General features: G+C 71.5%; 15 protein-coding genes and 2 tRNA genes. 15 read left to right on the top strand and 2 right to left on the bottom strand.

Annotated features, from left to right (window positions below; all coding sequences use genetic code 11):
- From LPC04_RS17495 to LPC04_RS17485, 3 genes are all read left to right on the top strand, one after another.
- A partial coding sequence (locus LPC04_RS17495) for a uroporphyrinogen-III C-methyltransferase (RefSeq protein WP_275683538.1) occupies nucleotides 1-549 on the top strand: 549 nt, incomplete at its 5' end.
- 13 nt (nucleotides 550-562) lie between these two features.
- Nucleotides 563-1,810 carry a heme biosynthesis HemY N-terminal domain-containing protein gene (locus tag LPC04_RS17490; RefSeq protein WP_275683537.1) on the top strand — a complete coding sequence of 416 codons (1,248 nt, stop codon included), beginning with the start codon at nucleotides 563-565 and terminating at the stop codon, nucleotides 1,808-1,810.
- A 62-nt stretch (nucleotides 1,811-1,872) separates the two neighbouring features.
- Nucleotides 1,873-1,949 (top strand) — tRNA-Arg (locus LPC04_RS17485).
- 68 nt (nucleotides 1,950-2,017) lie between these two features.
- On the opposite strand, the gene LPC04_RS17480 is transcribed toward LPC04_RS17485, so the two are convergent.
- Complete coding sequence (locus LPC04_RS17480) at nucleotides 2,018-3,469, bottom strand: CoA transferase (RefSeq protein WP_275683536.1); 1,452 nt, start codon at nucleotides 3,467-3,469, stop codon at nucleotides 2,018-2,020.
- Between the two features lie 116 nt (nucleotides 3,470-3,585).
- On the opposite strand from LPC04_RS17480, the gene LPC04_RS17475 reads away from it, so the two are divergent.
- Both LPC04_RS17475 and LPC04_RS17470 read left to right on the top strand, forming a co-directional pair.
- Nucleotides 3,586-4,836: a citrate synthase family protein gene (locus LPC04_RS17475; RefSeq protein ID WP_275683535.1), complete on the top strand. Its 1,251-nt coding sequence runs from the start codon at nucleotides 3,586-3,588 to the stop codon at nucleotides 4,834-4,836.
- Between the two features lie 38 nt (nucleotides 4,837-4,874).
- Nucleotides 4,875-4,951, top strand: a tRNA-Arg gene (locus LPC04_RS17470).
- Between the two features lie 69 nt (nucleotides 4,952-5,020).
- Here LPC04_RS17470 and LPC04_RS17465 read toward each other — a convergent pair.
- On the bottom strand, nucleotides 5,021-6,031 hold the full coding sequence (locus LPC04_RS17465; RefSeq protein WP_275683534.1) for an AraC family transcriptional regulator: 1,011 nt from the start codon (nucleotides 6,029-6,031) through the stop codon (nucleotides 5,021-5,023).
- A gap of 383 nt (nucleotides 6,032-6,414) precedes the next feature.
- Between LPC04_RS17465 and LPC04_RS17460 the strand changes: the two genes are divergently transcribed.
- From LPC04_RS17460 to LPC04_RS17415, 10 genes are read left to right on the top strand one after another with little or no spacing between them, the layout of a single operon-like run.
- The gene (locus LPC04_RS17460) at nucleotides 6,415-8,697 is read left to right on the top strand and encodes a TonB-dependent receptor (RefSeq protein ID WP_275683533.1); all 2,283 of its coding nucleotides are present in this window, start codon (nucleotides 6,415-6,417) and stop codon (nucleotides 8,695-8,697) included.
- Nucleotides 8,698-8,716: 19 nt separating this feature from the next.
- Nucleotides 8,717-10,276: an acyl-CoA synthetase gene (locus tag LPC04_RS17455; RefSeq protein ID WP_275683532.1), complete on the top strand. Its 1,560-nt coding sequence runs from the start codon at nucleotides 8,717-8,719 to the stop codon at nucleotides 10,274-10,276.
- A 31-nt stretch (nucleotides 10,277-10,307) separates the two neighbouring features.
- On the top strand, nucleotides 10,308-11,489 hold the full coding sequence (locus LPC04_RS17450) for a lipid-transfer protein (protein WP_275683531.1): 1,182 nt from the start codon (nucleotides 10,308-10,310) through the stop codon (nucleotides 11,487-11,489).
- A 14-nt stretch (nucleotides 11,490-11,503) separates the two neighbouring features.
- The gene (locus LPC04_RS17445; protein WP_275683530.1) at nucleotides 11,504-11,944 is read left to right on the top strand and encodes a MaoC family dehydratase N-terminal domain-containing protein; all 441 of its coding nucleotides are present in this window, start codon (nucleotides 11,504-11,506) and stop codon (nucleotides 11,942-11,944) included.
- A gap of 11 nt (nucleotides 11,945-11,955) precedes the next feature.
- Entirely contained in the window at nucleotides 11,956-12,375 is a 420-nt protein-coding gene (locus tag LPC04_RS17440) for a MaoC family dehydratase (protein WP_275683529.1), read from the top strand.
- Between the two features lie 22 nt (nucleotides 12,376-12,397).
- Nucleotides 12,398-13,228 carry an SDR family NAD(P)-dependent oxidoreductase gene (locus LPC04_RS17435; protein ID WP_275683528.1) on the top strand — a complete coding sequence of 277 codons (831 nt, stop codon included), beginning with the start codon at nucleotides 12,398-12,400 and terminating at the stop codon, nucleotides 13,226-13,228.
- A 2-nt stretch (nucleotides 13,229-13,230) separates the two neighbouring features.
- Nucleotides 13,231-14,406, top strand: coding sequence for an acyl-CoA dehydrogenase family protein (locus LPC04_RS17430; RefSeq protein ID WP_275683527.1), 1,176 nt, complete (start codon nucleotides 13,231-13,233; stop codon nucleotides 14,404-14,406).
- Entirely contained in the window at nucleotides 14,407-15,900 is a 1,494-nt protein-coding gene (locus LPC04_RS17425; RefSeq protein WP_275683526.1) for a carboxylesterase/lipase family protein, read from the top strand. It begins immediately after the preceding gene.
- Nucleotides 15,882-17,240 carry an MFS transporter gene (locus tag LPC04_RS17420; protein ID WP_275683525.1) on the top strand — a complete coding sequence of 453 codons (1,359 nt, stop codon included), beginning with the start codon at nucleotides 15,882-15,884 and terminating at the stop codon, nucleotides 17,238-17,240. Before LPC04_RS17425 ends, LPC04_RS17420 begins: the two co-directional genes overlap by 19 nt.
- Complete coding sequence (locus tag LPC04_RS17415) at nucleotides 17,237-18,220, top strand: alpha/beta hydrolase (RefSeq protein WP_275683524.1); 984 nt, start codon at nucleotides 17,237-17,239, stop codon at nucleotides 18,218-18,220. Before LPC04_RS17420 ends, LPC04_RS17415 begins: the two co-directional genes overlap by 4 nt.
- The last annotated feature ends 4 nt before the right edge of the window (nucleotides 18,221-18,224 follow it).

The raw sequence follows: 18,224 nt of genomic DNA, 5'->3' as shown, positions 1-18,224 counted from the left end.
GTGCGCTTGTTCGTCGCGCCGCCGCTCGCTGCGGGGCCCGCGCGCGCGCGGGCCGCCGGCCGCGCGGCCGGGGCGCCGGCCAACGGCGCGTCGGCCTGCGCGCGCGGCGCGGCGTGGGCGCGCGCGAGCGCCGCCGCCTCGGCCGCGTCCGCCGCGCCGCCGCCCGCGTGGGTCGTGTCGGTGCAGCACGCGTGGGACGCCTTCAGCGTGCCGTTCTTCAGCGAGTTGAAGCAGGCGGTGCGCGTCACGTCGATCGAGCATCCCGAGGCCGCGCTGATGACGCCCGACCAGTCGTTCTTCCTGCGCGAGAACGTCAAGCTGCGCCTGCTCAACGCGCGGCTGTCGATCCTGTCGCGGCAGTTCGATCTCGCGCAGGCCGACCTGCAGCAGGCGCAGACCGCGCTCGACCGCTACTTCGACCACAACTCGCGTCGCGTGGTGGCGGTGTCCGACCTGCTGCGCCAGGTGAGCGCGCAGGCGAAGCAGGTCAGCTTCCCGCGGCCCGACGACACGCTGGCAGCGATCGCCGCGGCCGTCGCCGGCCACTGATCACGGGACTCGCATGAAGACCGTCATCTGGGTCATCCTGCTGTTCGTGGCCGCGGTCGTCTCGGCCGCCGTGCTGAGCCAGAACGACGGGCTCGTCTCCATCTTCTATTCGGGCTACCGCGTCGACACGTCGCTCAACGTGGCCGTCGTCGCGCTGGTGCTGTTCGTCGTCGTGCTGTACGTGGCGTTGAAGGCGATCAACGGGCTGCTGAGCATGCCGCGCCGCGCGCACGAGTGGCGCGAGTTGAAGCGCGAGCGCGCCGCGCACGCCGCGCTGCGCGACGCCCACGCCGAATACCTGGCCGCGCGCTTCAACCGCGCGAGCAAGGCGGCACGCCAGGCGCTCGAGCTGCAGCAGGACGTGGACGTGCTGCGCAACGACCGCGAGTTCGCGGGCCTCGCGCACCTGATCGCCGCGGCGTCGCTGCATCGCATCCAGGACCGGCGCGGCCGCGACGAGCGCGCCAACCGTGTCGTCGAACTGACGTCGGGCGTGTTGTCCGGCTCGGTGGTGCTCGATGGCGCGCACCTGTTGATGGCCGAGTGGGCGCTGGACGACCGCGACGCCGAGCGCGGCCTCGAGGCCCTGCGCGCGCTGCCGCCCGGCGTCGCGCGCCGCACGCAGGCCCTGCGCCTGCGCCTGCAGGCCGCGCGCATGGCGCAGAAGCCGGTCGAGGCGCTGCAGACCGCGCGCCTGCTCGCCAAGCACCAGGGCTTCTCGCAGGTCGCCGCGCAGTCGCTGCTGCGCTCGCTGGCCATCGACGTCGTCTGCGCCGCGCACGACGAGGAGCAGCTGCTGCGCGCGTGGCAGTCGCTCGACGCGGGCGATCGCCGCGACGTGCTCGTGGGCGCGCGCGCCGCGGTGCGCGCGCGCGACCTCGGCCGCGCTGACCTGGGCCGCGACTATCTCGCGCCGCACTGGAGCGAGCTCGCGCGCATCGACGCCGACGAGCGGGCCGCGCTCGCGATCGCGCTGATCGATTGCATCTCGGGGCTCGGCAACGAGTGGCTGCCGCGCGTCGAGGCGGCGCTCGCGTCGCACGGCAACGAGGCCGCGATCGTCGCCGCCGCCGGCATGGTGTTCGCCGAACGCCAGTTGTGGGGCAAGGCTCGCCGTCCGCTCGAACAGACCGCGCACACCGCCACGCTGCCGGGCCGCGTGCGTCGCCAGGCCCTGCGCCGCCTCGCCTTCATCGCGCGCCTGGAAGGCGACGAGCTGCGCGGCGGCGAGTACGAGCGCCAGGCCGCCGTGATCGATTAACCTTCGGGTTTTCTCGGAGATTGGCTGTCGAGAGTCATCGACATGCCATAATGCAAGGCTTCGCGGCTGTAGCTCAGCTGGATAGAGTACTTGGCTACGAACCAAGGGGTCGTGGGTTCGATTCCTGCCAGCCGCACCAGAATTTCGGTTCTAGACGAACGGGTCATCTCGCAAGAGGTGGCCCGTTTTTCTTTGTGCTGCCGCGGCTCAATTCGCCCAGACGGGCTGGTGCGTCCCCGGCGGCATCGACGGCAGGCGCCACAGCGGCGGGGTCTCCGCGAGTTCGCCGGCATGGCGCACGCCGGCCAGCCGGCCGAAGCCCGACGGTTCGCTGACGAGGAACTGCGCGGGCACGCTGGTGGCGCGCGGCACGTCGAGACCGCCCGCAACGCGACCCAGCCCGCGCAGCCAGCGGGCCGTGCCGGCCAGCGACACCTGCACGTGCCAGCTGCCGCCCTCGCGCTGCTGCCGCATCAGCGCGGCTTGCGCGCCGAAGGCGAGCAGGAAGCCCGAAGCGAAATCGAGGATCTGCACGGGCATGGCCTGCGGCGTCGCCGCGCCGGCCGCGTCGGCCTCGGCGTGGTTGAAGCCGGTGGCGGTCTGCACCAGCGAATCGAAGCCGCGCCGGCCGGCCCAGGGGCCCGACGATCCATAGGCCGACAGCGACGCCACGACGATCCCCGGCCGCAGCCGGGCCAGCGTCCGCGGATCGAAGCCGCGCGCCGCGAGGCTGCCGGGCCGGTAGCCTTGCACGAAGACGTGGGCGTCGCGCACGAGCCGACGCAGTGTCTCGCGACCGTCGTGCTGCTCCAGGTCGACGTGCGCGGAGCGCTTGCCGCGGCTCAGCTCCGCGATGGCGTCGATGTTGGGCAGGTTCGGCGAGTTCACCATCAGCACGTCGGCGCCGTGCGCGGCGAGCGTGCGGCAGCCCACGGGGCCGGCGAGGATGCGCGTGAGGTCGAGGACGCGCAGGCCCGTGAGCGGCCGACCCGTCGCGGCCAATGCCGGCCAGGCCACGGGGTCGGCGTCGGCGGGGCCGTCGATGCGCTCGATGGACACCGGCCGCGGCCCGATGGCCGTCGACTGCGGATGGCGATCCCACTCGTCGAAGCTGCGCAGCGCCGCGACGACGAGGCCGGCCTCGGCGGCCGCCGTCTCGAAGGCCTCGGCGGGCCAGTGGCGCAGCGCGGCCTTGACCGCGTCCCGTTCGGTCCGCGAACCCGGCTCGAGGCCCAGCAGGCGCAGCGCGCCGTCGCGATGGTGCACGAAGTTGGCGTGGATGCGGACCCAGCCCGGCGCGCCCACCGCGTCGCCGCAGGGATACAGCCCGGAGATCTTGTCCCAGATCTGCGGCGTGACGCCGTCGAGCGAGAACCAGCCCGCGCATTCCGCGAGCGCGTGTGCGCGGTCGACGAGCACCTCCTGGCGCGCATGGCCGCGCAGCTGGCGGATCTCGGCCGCCGCGAGCGCCGAGGCGGCGAGGCTGGCCTGGGCCGCGTCGCCGACCGCGAAGTTCGAGGCGATGCCCGGGCCCGCGCCGCGAAGCGCGATGCGCGCCAGCGCGGCGTCGGGCAGGTTCGCCTCGCTCCACAGTTGTTCGAGCGCGGAACGCGCCGCTTCGGAGGCATCGGACGAGGTCGAGTTCGGCAGCGCGGACATGGCGAAGGCTGTTGTTGCGGTGACGTCATTTCACGCCCGCGGCGACTGGGGCGTCAACGTTGATCGGGCCGGTCAACGTCGATATGCACGACGACCCCGGTGTGAAAATGGCTCGCATGAACGACGACTGGATGACAGCGGAACAGGCGGCGCGGGCGCTGCACGTGACGCGCTCGACGCTCTACGCCTACGTCAGCCGCGGCCTCGTGCGCTCGGAACAGGCCGGGGGCACGCAGCAGAGCCGCTACCGGCGGCAGGAGGTCGAGCGCCTCGCCGTCGAGCGCGAGCGCGCGCGCAAGCCCGCGCTGGTGGCGCGCGCCAGCCTCGACTGGGGACGCCCGGTGCTCAACTCCGAGCTGACGCTCATCGAGCAGGGCCGCCTTTACTACCGCGGCCGCGACGCGATCGAGCTGTCGCGCCATGCCACGCTCGAAGAGGTCGCCGCGCTGCTGATCGGCTGCGACCCGGCGGAGCTGGTCGCGGATGCGTCGCCACGCGTCGACGCCTCGACGCTGCGCGCGCTCGCGCGGCTCGATCCGGTGCAGGGCTGCACGGCGGGGTTCGGCTGGCTGCAGGGCCTCGATGTCGACACTGGTTCCAGCGTCGCCGCACGCTGCGGCCGCCTGCTGCAGTTGATGACGGCCGTCGTCGCGCGCCGCGTCCCGGGCCGCGGGCCCGCGCATCGCCAGCTGGCACGCGCCTGGCGGCTCGACGATCGCGGCACCGAGCTCGTGCGGCAGGCGCTGGTGCTGTGCGCCGACCACGAACTGAACGCGTCGAGCTTCGCGGCCCGATGCGTCGCGTCGACCGGCGCCGGGCTCGGCGCCTGCGTCACCGCCGGACTCGCGGCGTTGTCCGGAGCCCGCCATTGCGGCGTCACGACGGCGATCGAGTCGCTGTGGGATCGCTCGCTGGCGGCCGGCCGCAAGCCGGCGCTGGCTCGCCTCGTCGACGCCAGCGTGGCCGGCGGCGAGGCCGCGATCGCGGGCGTCCCGGGCCAGAACATTCCCGGCTTCGGCCACCCGCTGTATCCCGACGGCGACCCGCGGGCGCGGGCCTTGCTGGCCCAGCTGCCGCGCGCGCATCGCAACGAGCGGCTGATGGCGGCGGTGTTCGAGCGCAACGGCCAGCACGCGTCGATCGACTACGCGCTGGTCGCCCTGCGGCGCAGCCTCGGCCTGCCGCAGGGGCACGCGTACCTCGTGTTCGCGCTCGGCCGGACCGCGGGCTGGCTCGCGCACGCCATCGAGCAGGGCCGCAGCGACGTACTGATCCGACCGCGCGCGGCCTACGTCGGCGAGCATCCGCCGCGCGAGCCGGCCGACGTCCCGCCAGGCCTGCCTTCGCGAATCATCCGCCGCCGCTGAGGAACGCCGCGCGTTTCCATGCTATAGTGCGAGGCTTCGCGGCTGTAGCTCAGCTGGATAGAGTACTTGGCTACGAACCAAGGGGTCGTGGGTTCGATTCCTGCCAGCCGCACCAGAATTTCGGTTCTAGACCAACGGGTCATCTCGCAAGAGGTGGCCCGTTTTTCTTTGGCCGGGACACGGGTCACGCGGCGCCTTGGCGATAGACGCCCGGCGTGCTGCCGGTCCAGGTCTTGAACGCGCGCTGGAACGCCGTGCTGTCGGCGAAACCCAGTTCCTCGGCAAGGGCGGCGAGCGCCACGGCGCTGGTGTTCAGGCGTGTGATGGCGATGTCGCGCCGCAGCTCGTCCTTGAGCACCTGGAAGGTGGTTCTTTCGCTGGCCAGGCGACGCTGCAGCGTCGACTGCGACATGAACAGGTTGTTCGCGACCGCGGCGAGATCGCCCCAGGGCGGCTGCATGCGCTGCAGCTCGCGGCGCACGGCGAACGTGACGTCCTCTTCCCGCTTGGGCACGATGACGCTGCCGGGCGAGGCCATCAGGAACCTGCTCAGCGATCCGACGTCGCGCCGCACGCTGCGCGCGAGCTCGGCACCATCGAACCAGATCGCGCTGCGCTCGCTGTCGAAACGCACGAGCGCCGGGAAGACGACCTTGGCGTAGGTGTCGACGTCGTCGGGGCGCGGGTAGGCGAAGTCGAACGCGGCCGCCGGCAAGCGGGCGTCGGCGAGCCACGCCAGCAGTCGCCAGCTGACCCGCAGGATCATCATGTGCAGGAACTCCGGATGGATCGTCGCGGGGCTGCGCAGGCGCAACTCGATGCCGGCCAGGTTCGACGCGCCGCGCACCGGCTTCAGCACGATGTCGTCCTGCACCAGCGTGAACGCGCGCGCCATGGCGCGGATCGCCGCGTGCAGCGTGGCCTCGGCGACGCCCGCGCGCGCGATCATCGCGAAGGTGCCGCGGCGCAGCGGGCGCGACAGCAAGCCCAGCGCCTCGTCGTTGCGCCGTTCGATCACCGACTTGAACAGCGCGATGTATTGCGCCGCGGTGACGCGCGCGCTGGCCTGCTGCAGCAGTTCCGCGGCGATGCCGGCGTCGGCCAGGTAGGGCTCGTCGGAGTCGCCGCTGCGCCGCACACCCGACAGCATGCCGTGCACGAGCGTGATCGCAACGGTGACGGGCGGGTGGGTCATGAGATGCGGCCGAGCGGCCGATTGAACAGTTCTGCCAGACGATTGGCGCGATCCGTCATCGCGCTCGCGCCCGCCGCTTTCTACTATACGGCGACGGCCGCACGACAGCGAGACGGCCACGCAAAACGACGGAGACAACGATGACGAGATTCCACAGCGCCGAGACGCCGCGATCGGATGTTCGAGACCGGGCCGCGCCTGCGCGCGCCGCACCGCCGGCCGTGATGGCCGCAGACCCGCGACGGTCCTAGGCCACGTCCCCCGGGCCCGCACAACGGCGGGCGCCTGCCTCGAAGAATTCCTTGCCGCAGGGCTGAAGGACGGCACCGTCATGGGCGCCGCCCGGCCTGACCGCAGGGTCGTCCATCCCCTCGAAAGAATCCATGCACACCTCGGTCCCCCACCGACTCGATCGCAGCGCGCCGGCGATCGCCGCCGCGACGCTTTGCGCGTTCATGCAGCTCGCCCACGGCCAGGCCGCCGCGCCTGCGGCCGCGGCGTCCGCGCCGGCCTCCGACTCGAGCGAGTCCGAGACGGTGCAGAAGGTCATCGTCACCGCCAACAAGCGTGAACAGGCCGCGCTCGATGTCGCGGCCTCGGTCTCGGCGATCGGCGCGGAGCGCCTGACATTGAGCGGCGCCACGCGGCTCGAGGACTTCGCGGCGCAGATCCCCGGGCTGTCGATCATCGAGGTCACGCGCGGCCAGATGGCCGTGGTGCTGCGCGGCATCAGCACGGGCGCCCTGCAATCCACGCCGACGACGGCGCAGTACGTCGACGAGGCACCCGTCGGATCGGTCAACGCCTATGCGGAAGGTGCCGTCATCACGCCCGACCTGGATCCGTCGGACCTGCAGCGCGTCGAAGTCCTCAAGGGTCCGCAGGGCACGCTCTACGGCGCCGGTGCCGTCGGCGGCCTGCTGCGCTACGTCACCGCGCCGGCCGACACCGAGCGCTTCTTCGGGGTCGTCACGCTCGGCGCGAACAAGGTGAGCGAGGGCGGGGTTGGTTCGAACGAACGCGTCGCACTCAACGTGCCGCTGGCCAAGGACGTGCTGGGCCTGCGCGTGAGCGCGTTCGAACGCACCGAGGCCGGCTACATCGACAACCCCGTCGACGGACGCCGGAACGGCAACACGGCGCGCACGCGCGGCGGCCGCGTCGCGCTGGACTGCAAGCTCGATCCCGACTGGGCCGTCAGGGTCTGGGCGCTGACCCAGAAGCTGAAGGCCGACGGCTACGGCAGCGAGGACGTGCTCGCGCCCAGCCTCGCGCCGCTGACCGGCGATCTGCAGCGTTCGACCTGGACGCCCGAGCCGCAGACCATGTCGCTCGATCTCGCCAACGCCAGCGTCAAGGGCCGCCTGGGCAGCTTCGAGCTGGTGTCGTCCACGACGTGGCAGGACACCGAATCGCGCATGGCCACGGACACGAGCCGCGCCAACACCGCGATCCTCCAGTTCATCTTCAAGGTGCCCGGTCTGGGCGTGCAGACCGACGGGCTCATCAAGACGCGGCGCATCTCGCAGGAGTTGCGCGCGCGCTCGAGCGCGTTCGACGACACGCTCGATTTCGACCTGGGCGTCTTCGGCACCAAGGAGGACAGCTCCTACCTGATCACCGCGGGCAGCCCGTTCCTCATGGCGACCGGACAGGTCTTTCCCTCGCCGCCGCTGGCCGACCTCGACATCGGTTCGAAGTACCAGGAAGTGTCCGTGTTCGGCAATGCGACATGGGCGGTCTCGCCGACCTTCGACCTGCTGGGCGGCCTGCGTCTTTCCAGCGACAAGCAGCGCTTCGACCAGGACGACGTGCCCACCATCGCCGCGCCGGTCGCCGCGATGGTGACGCAGGACGTGGCGCAGAAGCACACGACCTGGATGCTCGGCGCGCGCTACAAGCCCACGCCCGACTCCGCGGTCTACGTGCGCGCCGCGTCCGCGTATCGCCCCGGCGGCCCCAGCGCGCTGCCGCCGGGCATCCTGCCGGACGGCAAGGCCTCGTTCACGCCCGACAACCTGATCAGCTACGAAGCCGGCTACAAGTCCGAGTTCCTCTCGGGCAAGGCGTCCATCGAGGCCGCCGTGTTCGCGACCGACTGGAAGAACATCCAGCTGCGCACCAGCGCGCAGGGACCCACGATCGCCTACGCCTATTTCATCAACGGCGGCACCGCGCAGAGCAACGGCGCGGAAGTGACGCTGGTCTGGGTGCCTGCCTCCGGGCTGACGTTGCGCGCCAACGGCGCGTACACCGACGCCCACCTCACGTCCGATGCGCCCGCGGCCGGCGGCGTCGCCGGCGACGCGATGCCCTACACCCCGAAGTGGAGCGCATCGACCGGCGGCGACTACAACTTCGCACTCGGCGCCCACAAGGCCTGGGTGGGCGCGACGGTCAACTTCATCGGCTCGCGGCGTTCGGACTTCAGCCAGCACCTGCCCGTGAACCTGCCGTCGTACACGACCCTGAATGCGAACGCGGGCATGGACATCGCCCAGGCCCGCGTGTCGCTCTACGTCCGCAACATCTCGGACAGGCGCGGCATCAACTATGCGGCCCCTGCCGGCGACCAGACGACGGGACTGAATCCCTCGGGCAATCCCTTCTCCGCCACCGTCATCCAGCCGCGCACGTTCGGCGTGGACCTGGCGTACCGCTTCTGACCCGGAGCGCCGCTTCGCCATGTACATCACCCAGGCCCTGCACCGCGCGGCGCAGCAGTATCCCGATCGCGTCGCCGTGCGCTTCCGCGACCGCCAACGGACGTTCCGCCAGTTCGCGGATCGCGTGGCGCGGCTGGCCGGCGCGTTGCAGGCCCTGGGCATGCGGCCGGGCGACCGCGTCGCGATGCTGGCGCTGAATTCGGACCGCTACCTCGAGTACCAGATGGCGGTGCCATGGGGCGGCGGCGTGCTCAACCCGTGCAACACGCGCTGGTCCGCCGCCGAGATCGCCTATGCCCTCGAGGACTCCGGCTCGACGATCTTGCTGGTCGACGACGCGTTCGCGGACATGGCGGCGCAGCTGCGGCGCGAGTCGACCTGCGTCCGCGAGGTCGTCCACTGCGGCGAGGATCCGCGGCAGCCGGGGATGCACGCCTACGAGGAGCTGCTGGAGCGGGCGGCCCCCGTGCCCGACCTGCTGCGCCGCGGCGACGACCTCGCGGCGATCCTGTACACCGGCGGCACCACCGGATCGCCCAAGGGCGTGATGCTGAGCCACGCGAACCTGGTCAATTCGGCGCTGGCGCTGTGCTGCGACGAGCTGGTCGTCGACGCGGGAACCTACCTGCATGTCGCGCCGATGTTCCACTCGGCGGACATGGGCTTCGCGCTCGCGCAGTGGCAGGGCGCGAGCACCCACGCGATCCTCGCCGGCTTCGAGCCCGAGCGCGTTCTGGACGCGCTGGCGCGCGAGCGCGTCACGCACGTGCTGCTCGTGCCGACGATGATCCAGATGCTGGTCGACCACCCCTCCATGCGCAAGCCGCGCGACCTGGGCGCGCTCAGGACGATCATCTATGGCTCGTCGCCCATTTCGGAGGCGCTGATCGAGCGCGTGATGGACATCCTGCCGGGCGTCGGCTTCGTGCAGGGCTACGGCATGACCGAGCTCGCCCCGATCGCCACGCTCAACGGCGCCTTCTACCATTCGGCCGCGGGCCGCGCGCACGGCAAGCTCGCATCGGCGGGCCGCGCGGCGCGCTGCATGGAGGTGCGCATCGTCGACGCCGACGACCGCGAGGTGCCGCGCGGCACGCTGGGCGAGATCGTCGCCCGCGGTCCCAACGTGATGCTGGGCTACTGGAACAAGCCCGAGCAGACGGCCGCCGCGGTGCGCGACGGCTGGATGCACACCGGCGACGCCGCCTGGATGGACGACGACGGCTTCATCTTCATCGCCGACCGCCTGAAGGACATGATCGTCAGCGGCGGCGAGAACGTCTATTCGAGCGAGGTCGAGAACGCGCTCGCGCGCCATCCCTCGGTGGCTGCCTGCGCCGTCATCGGCATCCCCGACGAGCGCTGGGGCGAGACGGTCCACGCCGTCATCGTCGCCAAGCCGGGCAGCGACGTCGCGGGCGACGAACTGATCGCGCACTGCAGGACGCTGATCGCCGGCTACAAGTGCCCGCGCAGCGTGGCATTCGTCGACCAGCTGCCCCTGTCCGGCGCCGGCAAGGTACTCAAGGCCGTGTTGCGCGAGCCCTTCTGGCGCGGCCGCGCGCGCCGCGTCGCCTGAGCGCGCCATCTTCTCCAACCAGGAAATCTCCATGAGCCAGGACGTCTACGTGTTGGGGGTCGGCATGATCCCGTTCTGCAAGCCGGGCGCGCACGAGCCCTATCCGAAGATGGCGGCGACCGCGACACGCGCGGCGCTCGCGGATGCGGGCATCGGCTACGTCTCCATCCAGCAGGCCTACGTGGGCTACGTCTACGGCGACTCCACCGCGGGCCAGCGCGCGCTGTACGAAGTGGGAATGACAGGCATCCCGGTCGTCAACGTCAACAACAACTGTTCCACCGGCTCGACCGCGCTGTTCCTGGCGCGCCAGGCCGTCGCCAGCGGGGCGGCCGAGTGCGTGCTCGCGCTCGGCTTCGAGCACATGAGTCCCGGTGCGCTGGGCGAAGTGTTCAAGGATCGACCGAGCCCGTTCCAGTGGTTCAACGAGGCCACCGACGAACTCGTCATTTCCGACCTGCCGCTGGCGCTGCGCTACTTCGGCGGGGCGGGCCTCGCGCACATGCAGGAATTCGGCACGCGCGTCGAGACCTTCGCGAAGATCCGCGCCAAGGCGAGCCGCCACGCGGCCAACAATCCGCTGGCGTTGTTCCGCAAGGTCGTGACCGAGGAGGAGGTGATGGCGTCGGCCATGCTCTGGCCAGGCGTCATGACGCGGCTGATGGCCTGCCCGCCCACCTGCGGCGCCGCGGCAGCCGTCGTCTGCTCGGAGGACTTCGCGCGCCGCCATGGCAAGGCCCTCGCGGTGCGCATCCGGGCGCAGGCGATGACCACCGACCGGCCCGCCACGTTCGAGGCGAACGACATGCGCGAGGTGGTCGGCTTCGGCATGGCGCGCGAAGCCGCCGCGCTTGTCTACGAACAGGCGGGCGTCGATCCCCGGGACATCGACGTGGTCGAGCTGCACGACTGCTTCGCGCACAACGAACTGGTCAGCTACGAGGCGCTGGGGCTGTGCCCGGTCGGCGGTGCGCAGGCCTTCGTCGAACGCGGCGACAACACCTATGGCGGCCAGGTGGTGACGAACCCGTCCGGCGGCCTGCTCAGCAAGGGCCATCCGCTCGGCGCGACCGGGCTGGCCCAGTGCTTCGAGCTGGCGCACCAGCTGCGCGGCACGGCCGAGGCGCGCCAGGTGCCCGGCGCGCGGCTGGCGCTCCAGCACAACCTGGGCGTCGGCGGCGCCTGCGTGGTCACGCTCTACGAGCGCGCCTGAACGGAGCGACGGCGATGATCGACAGGAAATGGATCGGACATCGGCTGCCCGCGTCGGTCATGACGATCGAGCGCGGCCGCCTGCAGTTCTTCGCGAAGGCCATCGGCGAGACCAATCCCGTCTACACCGACGTGGCCGCCGCGCGCGCCGCCGGCTACGTCGACCTGCCGGCGCCGCCCACCTTCCTGTTCGGCACGGAGCTCGAGTCGGGCGCCAACGATCGCCTGCTGGCCGACCTCGGCATCCCGCTCGCCAAGCTGCTCCACGGCGAGCAGCGCTTCGCGTACCACCTGCCGGCGTGCGCGGGCGACACCGTCACCATCCATTCGACGGTGACCGACATCTACGACAGGAAGGGCGGCGCCCTCGAGTTCGTGGTCAAGAACTCGCGGGCCGTCGATGGCGCCGGCGTGCTGCTGTCCGAGATGCGCAGCGTGCTCGTCTGCCGCCACTGATGGCTTGCGCGATGAACGTGCTCTCCCTCCAGGCACTGGGCGCCGGCGACGAACTGCCGCCGCTGGCCATGCCGGCCGTCGACAGGACCATGCTGGCGCTGTTCGCGGGCGCCTCCGGCGACCACAACGCGATCCACATCGACATCGACGTGGCGCGGCGCGCCGGGCTGCCCGACGTGTTCGCGCAAGGCATGCTGGGCATGGCCTGGCTCGGACGCCTGCTCACCGACTGGGCGCCGCAGCATCAGTTGCGGCAGTTCGACGTGCGCTTCCAGGACGTCGTTCACCTGGGCGACGAGCTGCGTTGCAGCGGGCGCGTCGTCGACAGGTTCGTGCACGGCGACGAGTCGCGCGTGCGCGTGGCGCTGCGCTGCGAGAACCAGCACGGGCAGGCCAAGATCGTAGGCGAGGCGATCGTCGCCCTGCCTTGAACATTCCAATCGGGACACCCCCATGACACTCAAGCTCCAGGGCAAGGTCGCCCTCATCACCGGCTCGGGACGCGGCATCGGTCGCGCGATCGCGCTCAAGCTGGCGGGCGAGGGCGCGCGCGTCGTCGTCAACGACCTCGACGACGCGCCGGCACAGGACGTGGTGCAGGCGATCCGTGACGCCGGCGGGCAGGCCGTCGCCTGCGTCGGCAACGTCGGCGCGCCGGACTTCGCCGCGCGCTTCGTCGCCACCGCGACCGGCCATTTCGACGGCCTCGACATCATCGTCAACAACGCGGGCTACACGTGGGACAACGTGATCCAGAAGATGAGCGACGAGCAGTGGCAGGCGATGCTCGACGTCCACCTCACGGCGCCGTTCCGCATCCTGCGCGCCGCGCAACCCGTGATCCGGGCGCTGAGCAAGGCCGACTCCGAGGCCGGCAGGCGCGTCGTCCGCAAGGTGGTCAACGTCTCGTCCGTGGCGGGCCTGTTCGGCAACGCGGGCCAGGCGAACTATGCGGCGGCCAAGGCCGGCATCGTCGGCATGACGCAGACGCTCGCCAAGGAGTGGGGCCGCATGGCCGTCACCGTCAACTGCGTGGCGTTCGGGCTGATCAAGACGCGGCTGACCGGCAACGTCGCCGACGGCGCCACCGAGAAGATCGACGGGCGCGACATCAAGGTGGGCGTCAATCCCGACCTGATGGCCGCGATGGAACGCGGCATCCCGCTGGGCCGCGGCGGGTCGCCGGAGGAGGCCGCCGGCGCGGTCTACCTGCTGTGCATCCCGGAGTCGGACTACGTGAGCGGCCAGACGCTGATGTGCAGCGGCGGCCTGACGGGGATCTGAGCGTGCTGCCGCAACTTCACCGCCATCTGTGGATGGACGAACAGATCGACGCGTTCCGCGACCAGCTGCGCCGCTACATCGGCGCCGAGCTGTCGCCGCATCTCGACGGCTGGCGCCGCCAGGGCTTCATCCCGCGCGAGGTCTGGCGCCCGTTCGCCGAGCTCGGCTTCCTGCTGCCCGAGGTCGCAGAGGAATACGGCGGCGTCGGTGCGACGCTGGCCTACCAGCTCGTGGCACAGGACGAGCTCGCGCGCGCCGAATTCCCCGCCAACACCGCGGTGCACAGCATCGCCGCGCACTACATCGTCGACTACGGCACCGAGGCGCAGAAGCAGCGCTGGTTGCCGCGCCTGGCCAGGGGCGAGCTGCTGGCCGGGATCGCGCTGACCGAGCCGGGCTGCGGGTCCGACCTGAAGGCGCTCAAGACGCGCGCCCGGCGCGACGGCGAGCACTTCGTGATCGACGGCGCGAAGACGTTCATCACCAACGGCTTCACCGCCAACCTGCTCGTGGTGGCCGTGCGCACCGGCGAGGCAGGCGCGCGGGGCGTCTCGATGGTCGTGCTCGAGACCGCGGACCTGCCCGGCTTCCGGGTGGGACGGCGGCTCGAAAAGCTGGGCCAGCATGCGTCGGACACCGCCGAACTCTTCTTCGACGGCGTGCGCGTTCCGGCGGACGCGCTGCTGGGCAAGGAAGGCGAGGGCTTCGGCCAGCTGATGAGCCAGCTGCCGTACGAACGCCTGCTGCTGGCCGTGCCCGCCGCGGCCGTGATCGAGCGCGCAGTCGAACTGACCGTCGACTACACGAGCCAGCGCAGGGCGTTCGGCCAGTTCATCGGCGACTTCCAGAACACCCGCTTCAAGCTCGCGGAGTGTGCGACCCTGGCGCACGTCGTGCGCACCTTCGTCAACGACTGCACGCAGCGACTGCTGGACGGCACTCTCGACGACCAGGCGGCCTACATGGCCAAGTGGTGGTGCACCGAGCAGCAGTGCAAGGTGGTCGACGAATGCCTGCAGCTGTTCGGCGGCTATGGATACATGGCCGAGTATCCGATCGCGCGGCTGTACGCGGATGCGCGCATCCAGAAGATCTACGGCGGCGCCAACGAGATCATGAAGGATCTCATCGCGCGCAAGGTGATGGCACCGGGCACGGCCCGCAACGAAGGAACCTGAATGCGAATCCTTGCAACGACGCAGCACGGCGATGTCGAAGGCGTGATGGAACGCGGGGTCGCGGTCTTCCGCAACGTTCCGTTCGCCGCGCCGCCGTTCGGCGCGCGCCGCTTCTGCCCGCCGCAGCCGCCCGAGAAGTGGAGCGGCGTGCGCGACGCTTCCAGGTCCGGGCCGGCCGCGCCGCAGCCCACGCTGCTCGGCACGGACGCGTTCGCCGACGCCTACATGAACGTGCAGTCGACCGGCGAGGACTGCCTCACGGTCGAGATCTGCACGCCTGCGCCGGGAAAGACATCGCTGCCCGTGATGGTGTGGATCCACGGCGGCGGCTACATGGGCGGCGCCGGCTCGCTGCGCGTCTACAACGGCCACAACTTCGCGCGCGACGGCGTCGTGCACGTCGCGCTGAACTACCGCCTCGGCGTCGAGGGCTTCGTCTACCTCGGCGAAGGCACGGACAACCTCGGTTTGCGCGACCAGGTCGCGGCGCTGGAATGGGTGCAGCACAACATCGCGGCGTTCGGCGGCGATCCGTCCAACGTCACGATCTTCGGGGAGTCGGGCGGCGGCGTGAGCGTGATGAACCTGCTGGCGATGCCGTCGGCGCGCGGCTTGTTCGTGCGCGCGATCGCGCAGAGCGGCTCGCCGATCGGATCGGTGCTGCCCGACGTCGCGACGCGGGTCACGGCGCGGCTGGCGAAGCGGCTCGGCGTCGCGCCGACGCGGGCGGGCTTCGAGACGGCCGCCGTCGCGCGCACGGTGGCGGAGACCTTGCCCTTCGCGCTCGACTTCGTCAACCCGCTGCGCAGCGGTGCGGACGCGTTCCTGCTGTCGCCCTTCCGCGCGGTGCACGGCACGCCGAGCCTGCCCGAGGCGCCGATCGCGGCCGCTGCGGCGGGGCCCAACGTGCCGTTCATCGCGGGCACGAACCGCAACGAGACCACCACCTTCCTGAAGGCGATCGGCCGCGACCGCATCAACCCGCTGCTCGGGTGGTACTTCAAGCGCCTGTTCGGACTGAAGCCGCCGATGAAGGACGCCTACACCCGCGGCCCGCGCGGCATCGTCAATCCGCTGGCGCTCGTCGAGGCGACATGGACGGACTGGGCTTTCCGCATGCCCACCCTGCGTCTCGTCGAGACGCGCGTCGCGGCGAGTCCGGCGATACCGACCTGGGCCTACGAATTCCGCTGGGAGAATCCCGGCCTGCCGGCGGGCATGGGTTCGGACCACGGACTCGAACTGCCGTTCGTGTACGACGACCTCGCCGCGGTCCAGGCCATGGCCGGCAGCGAGAAGATGATCGGCCGCGATCCGCCGACCGCGCTGGCCGACGCGATGCACGGCGCGTGGATCCGCTTCGCGACGACCGGCGATCCCGGTTGGCCGGCCTACGGACTGTCCGAACGCCAGACGATGGTCTTCGACACGGCCAGCGCGCTGGTGCCGGACGCCGCGGCGCCCGAACGCCAGGCATGGCGGGGGGTTCGCTGATGGCCGGCCTGCCCACGCCCGACGGGCCGTCGCCCGCAGCGGCTGCCACGCCGTTCGGTCGCCTCGTCGGCGCGCTCATCGCGTCGTACAGCGGCGCCTTCATCACGCAGGTCGTGCCGCCGTCGTTGCTGCTGGCCATCCACCTCAGCGCGATCGCCGGCAGGAACGCGACGGCCGCGTTCAGCCTCGTGATCGGCCTGGGCGGCGTGTTCGCGCTGATCGCCAATCCGCTCGGCGGCCGCCTCAGCGATCGCACCGTGGCGCGCTTCGGCCGGCGCCGCACCTGGATCCTGGCGGGCGGCTTCGGCAGCGGGCTGGCGATCGTCGTGCTGGCCTTCACGACGCAGGCCTGGGAGGTCGCGGCGATCTGGTGCGTCGTCCAGGTGCTCGTCAACGCGCAGTTCGCGGCCAGCGCGGCCTCGGCGGTCGACCAGCTTCCGCCGGACCGGCGCGGCACGGCTTCGGGCGTGATCGGATTCGTCGCCGCCGCCGCGCCCGTGCTGGGGCTCGTGGCGGTCAGCGCCGCGGCGGGGCGGCCGACGCTGCAGTGGATCGTCGTCGGCGCGGCGGCGGCCGCCTGCGCGGTCGTCGCCGTGATCCTGCTGCGTGATCCGCGCCATGTGCCGGCGCAGGGTGCCGAACCGATCACGGCGCTCGAGCTGCTGCAGTCGTTCTGGGTCGATCCGCGGCGCCATCCGGCGTTCGGCTGGGCGTGGCTGGTGCGCTTCCTGATCTCCTGCACCATCGCAGGCAGTAGCTACAACGTCTTCCTGCTGGTCGACCGGTTCAGGTTCGCCGCGAAGGACACCGGCCCCGTCGTCCTGCAGCTCACCCTCGTGATGATCGTGCCCGTCGCGGCGGGCTGCTTCCTGTTCGGCTGGCTCTCCGACCGCCTGCGCCGGCAGAAGCCCTTCGTGGTTGGCGGCGGCCTGGTCTCGGCGGCCGGGCTCGCGCTGCTGGCGTTCGCGCCGACGCTGCCGCTGGTGTTCGTCGCGACCGCCATCATCGGCGTCGGCTATGGCATGTTCCTCGCGACCGACTTCGCGCTGTGCTTGCGCGTGCTTCCCAACCCGGAGGCGCTGGGCAAGGACCTGGCGGTCCTGAGCGTGGCCAGCGCGCTGCCGGCGTCGTTCGTGCCTTTCATCGCGCCGGCGTTGCTGGCGCTCGGTGGCTTCGGCGCGTTGTACATGCTGCTGGCGGTGTTCGGCGTCGTCGGCGCCATCGCGGTGCTGCGGATTCCGGAGATCGGCCGCGAAGGGGATCCGCGCTACGCGCCGATCACGCGCGGCCGGCCGGCGCGCGCCGTGGCCGCGGGCGATCCCGTCGAGGGCCTGTCGTGACGGAGCGCGCGCGTCCGCCCGATCGCGACCTGCTCGCCGCCGTCGATCCGTCGCTGCGGCCGGCGCTGAACCCGCTGGTCCGGTGGATGTCGCGCCGCAAGCCCACGCTGGGCCGCCTGCCGTTGCGGCGTCGGGTGGACGGCCTCGTCACCCGCATCGCTGCCCGTGGAACGCGGATGCGCTGGATCGCGCGAACCGATGGCGCGCCCGCGCTGCGGGTCTGGATCGTCGATCGCCGTGCGAACAAGGGCTCGCCCACCCCGGCGGTGCTGCATCTGCACGGCGGCGGCTTTATCGGCACCAGTCTGGCGTGGCTCTTTCCGACGCTGCGTCGGTTGTCGGCGGAGCTCGATTGCCTGGTCGTCTCGGTCGACTACCGGCTGGCGCCCGAGACACCATTTCCGGGCTCGCTGGAGGACAACCATGCCGCGCTCGCCTGGCTGCATGCCAATGCGGCGAGCCTCGGCATCGACCCGGCGCGCATCGCCGTGATGGGCGAGAGTGCCGGCGGCGGGCACGCGGCCGCGCTGGCCATCGCCGCCCGCGATCGCGGCAGCGTCTCGCTGGCCTGCCAGGTGCTGCTCTACCCGATGCTCGACGACCGCACCGGCAGCATCATCCACCAGGCGTCACCCGGCGTGGGTGCGTTCATCTGGTCGGCGGCGGCCAACGTGCTCGGATGGTCGTCGCTGCTGGGCGCGCCGGCCGGCGCAGCCGCGCCGCCCGCGGGCGCTGTGCCCGCGCGCGTCGAGGACCTGCGCGGCCTGCCGCCCGCCTGGATCGGCGTCGGCACGCTGGACCTGTTCTTCGACGAGGACGCCGCCTACGCGCGGCGGCTGCAGGCGGCGGGCGTGGCGACCACCTTCAGGAGGGTGGCCGGGGCGTACCACGGCTTCGACATCCTCATGAAGGACGCGCCGCTGGCCAAGGCCTTCACCGAATCCTGGATGGACGCGCTGCGGCGAGCGTTCCGCGCGTGATGCC

The organism is Scleromatobacter humisilvae (assembly GCF_023231945.1).
GTDB lineage: Bacteria > Pseudomonadota > Gammaproteobacteria > Burkholderiales > Burkholderiaceae_C > Scleromatobacter > Scleromatobacter humisilvae.
Note: the sequence above shows the minus strand (reverse complement) of the source record. Positions and strands in the feature narration are given on the sequence as shown.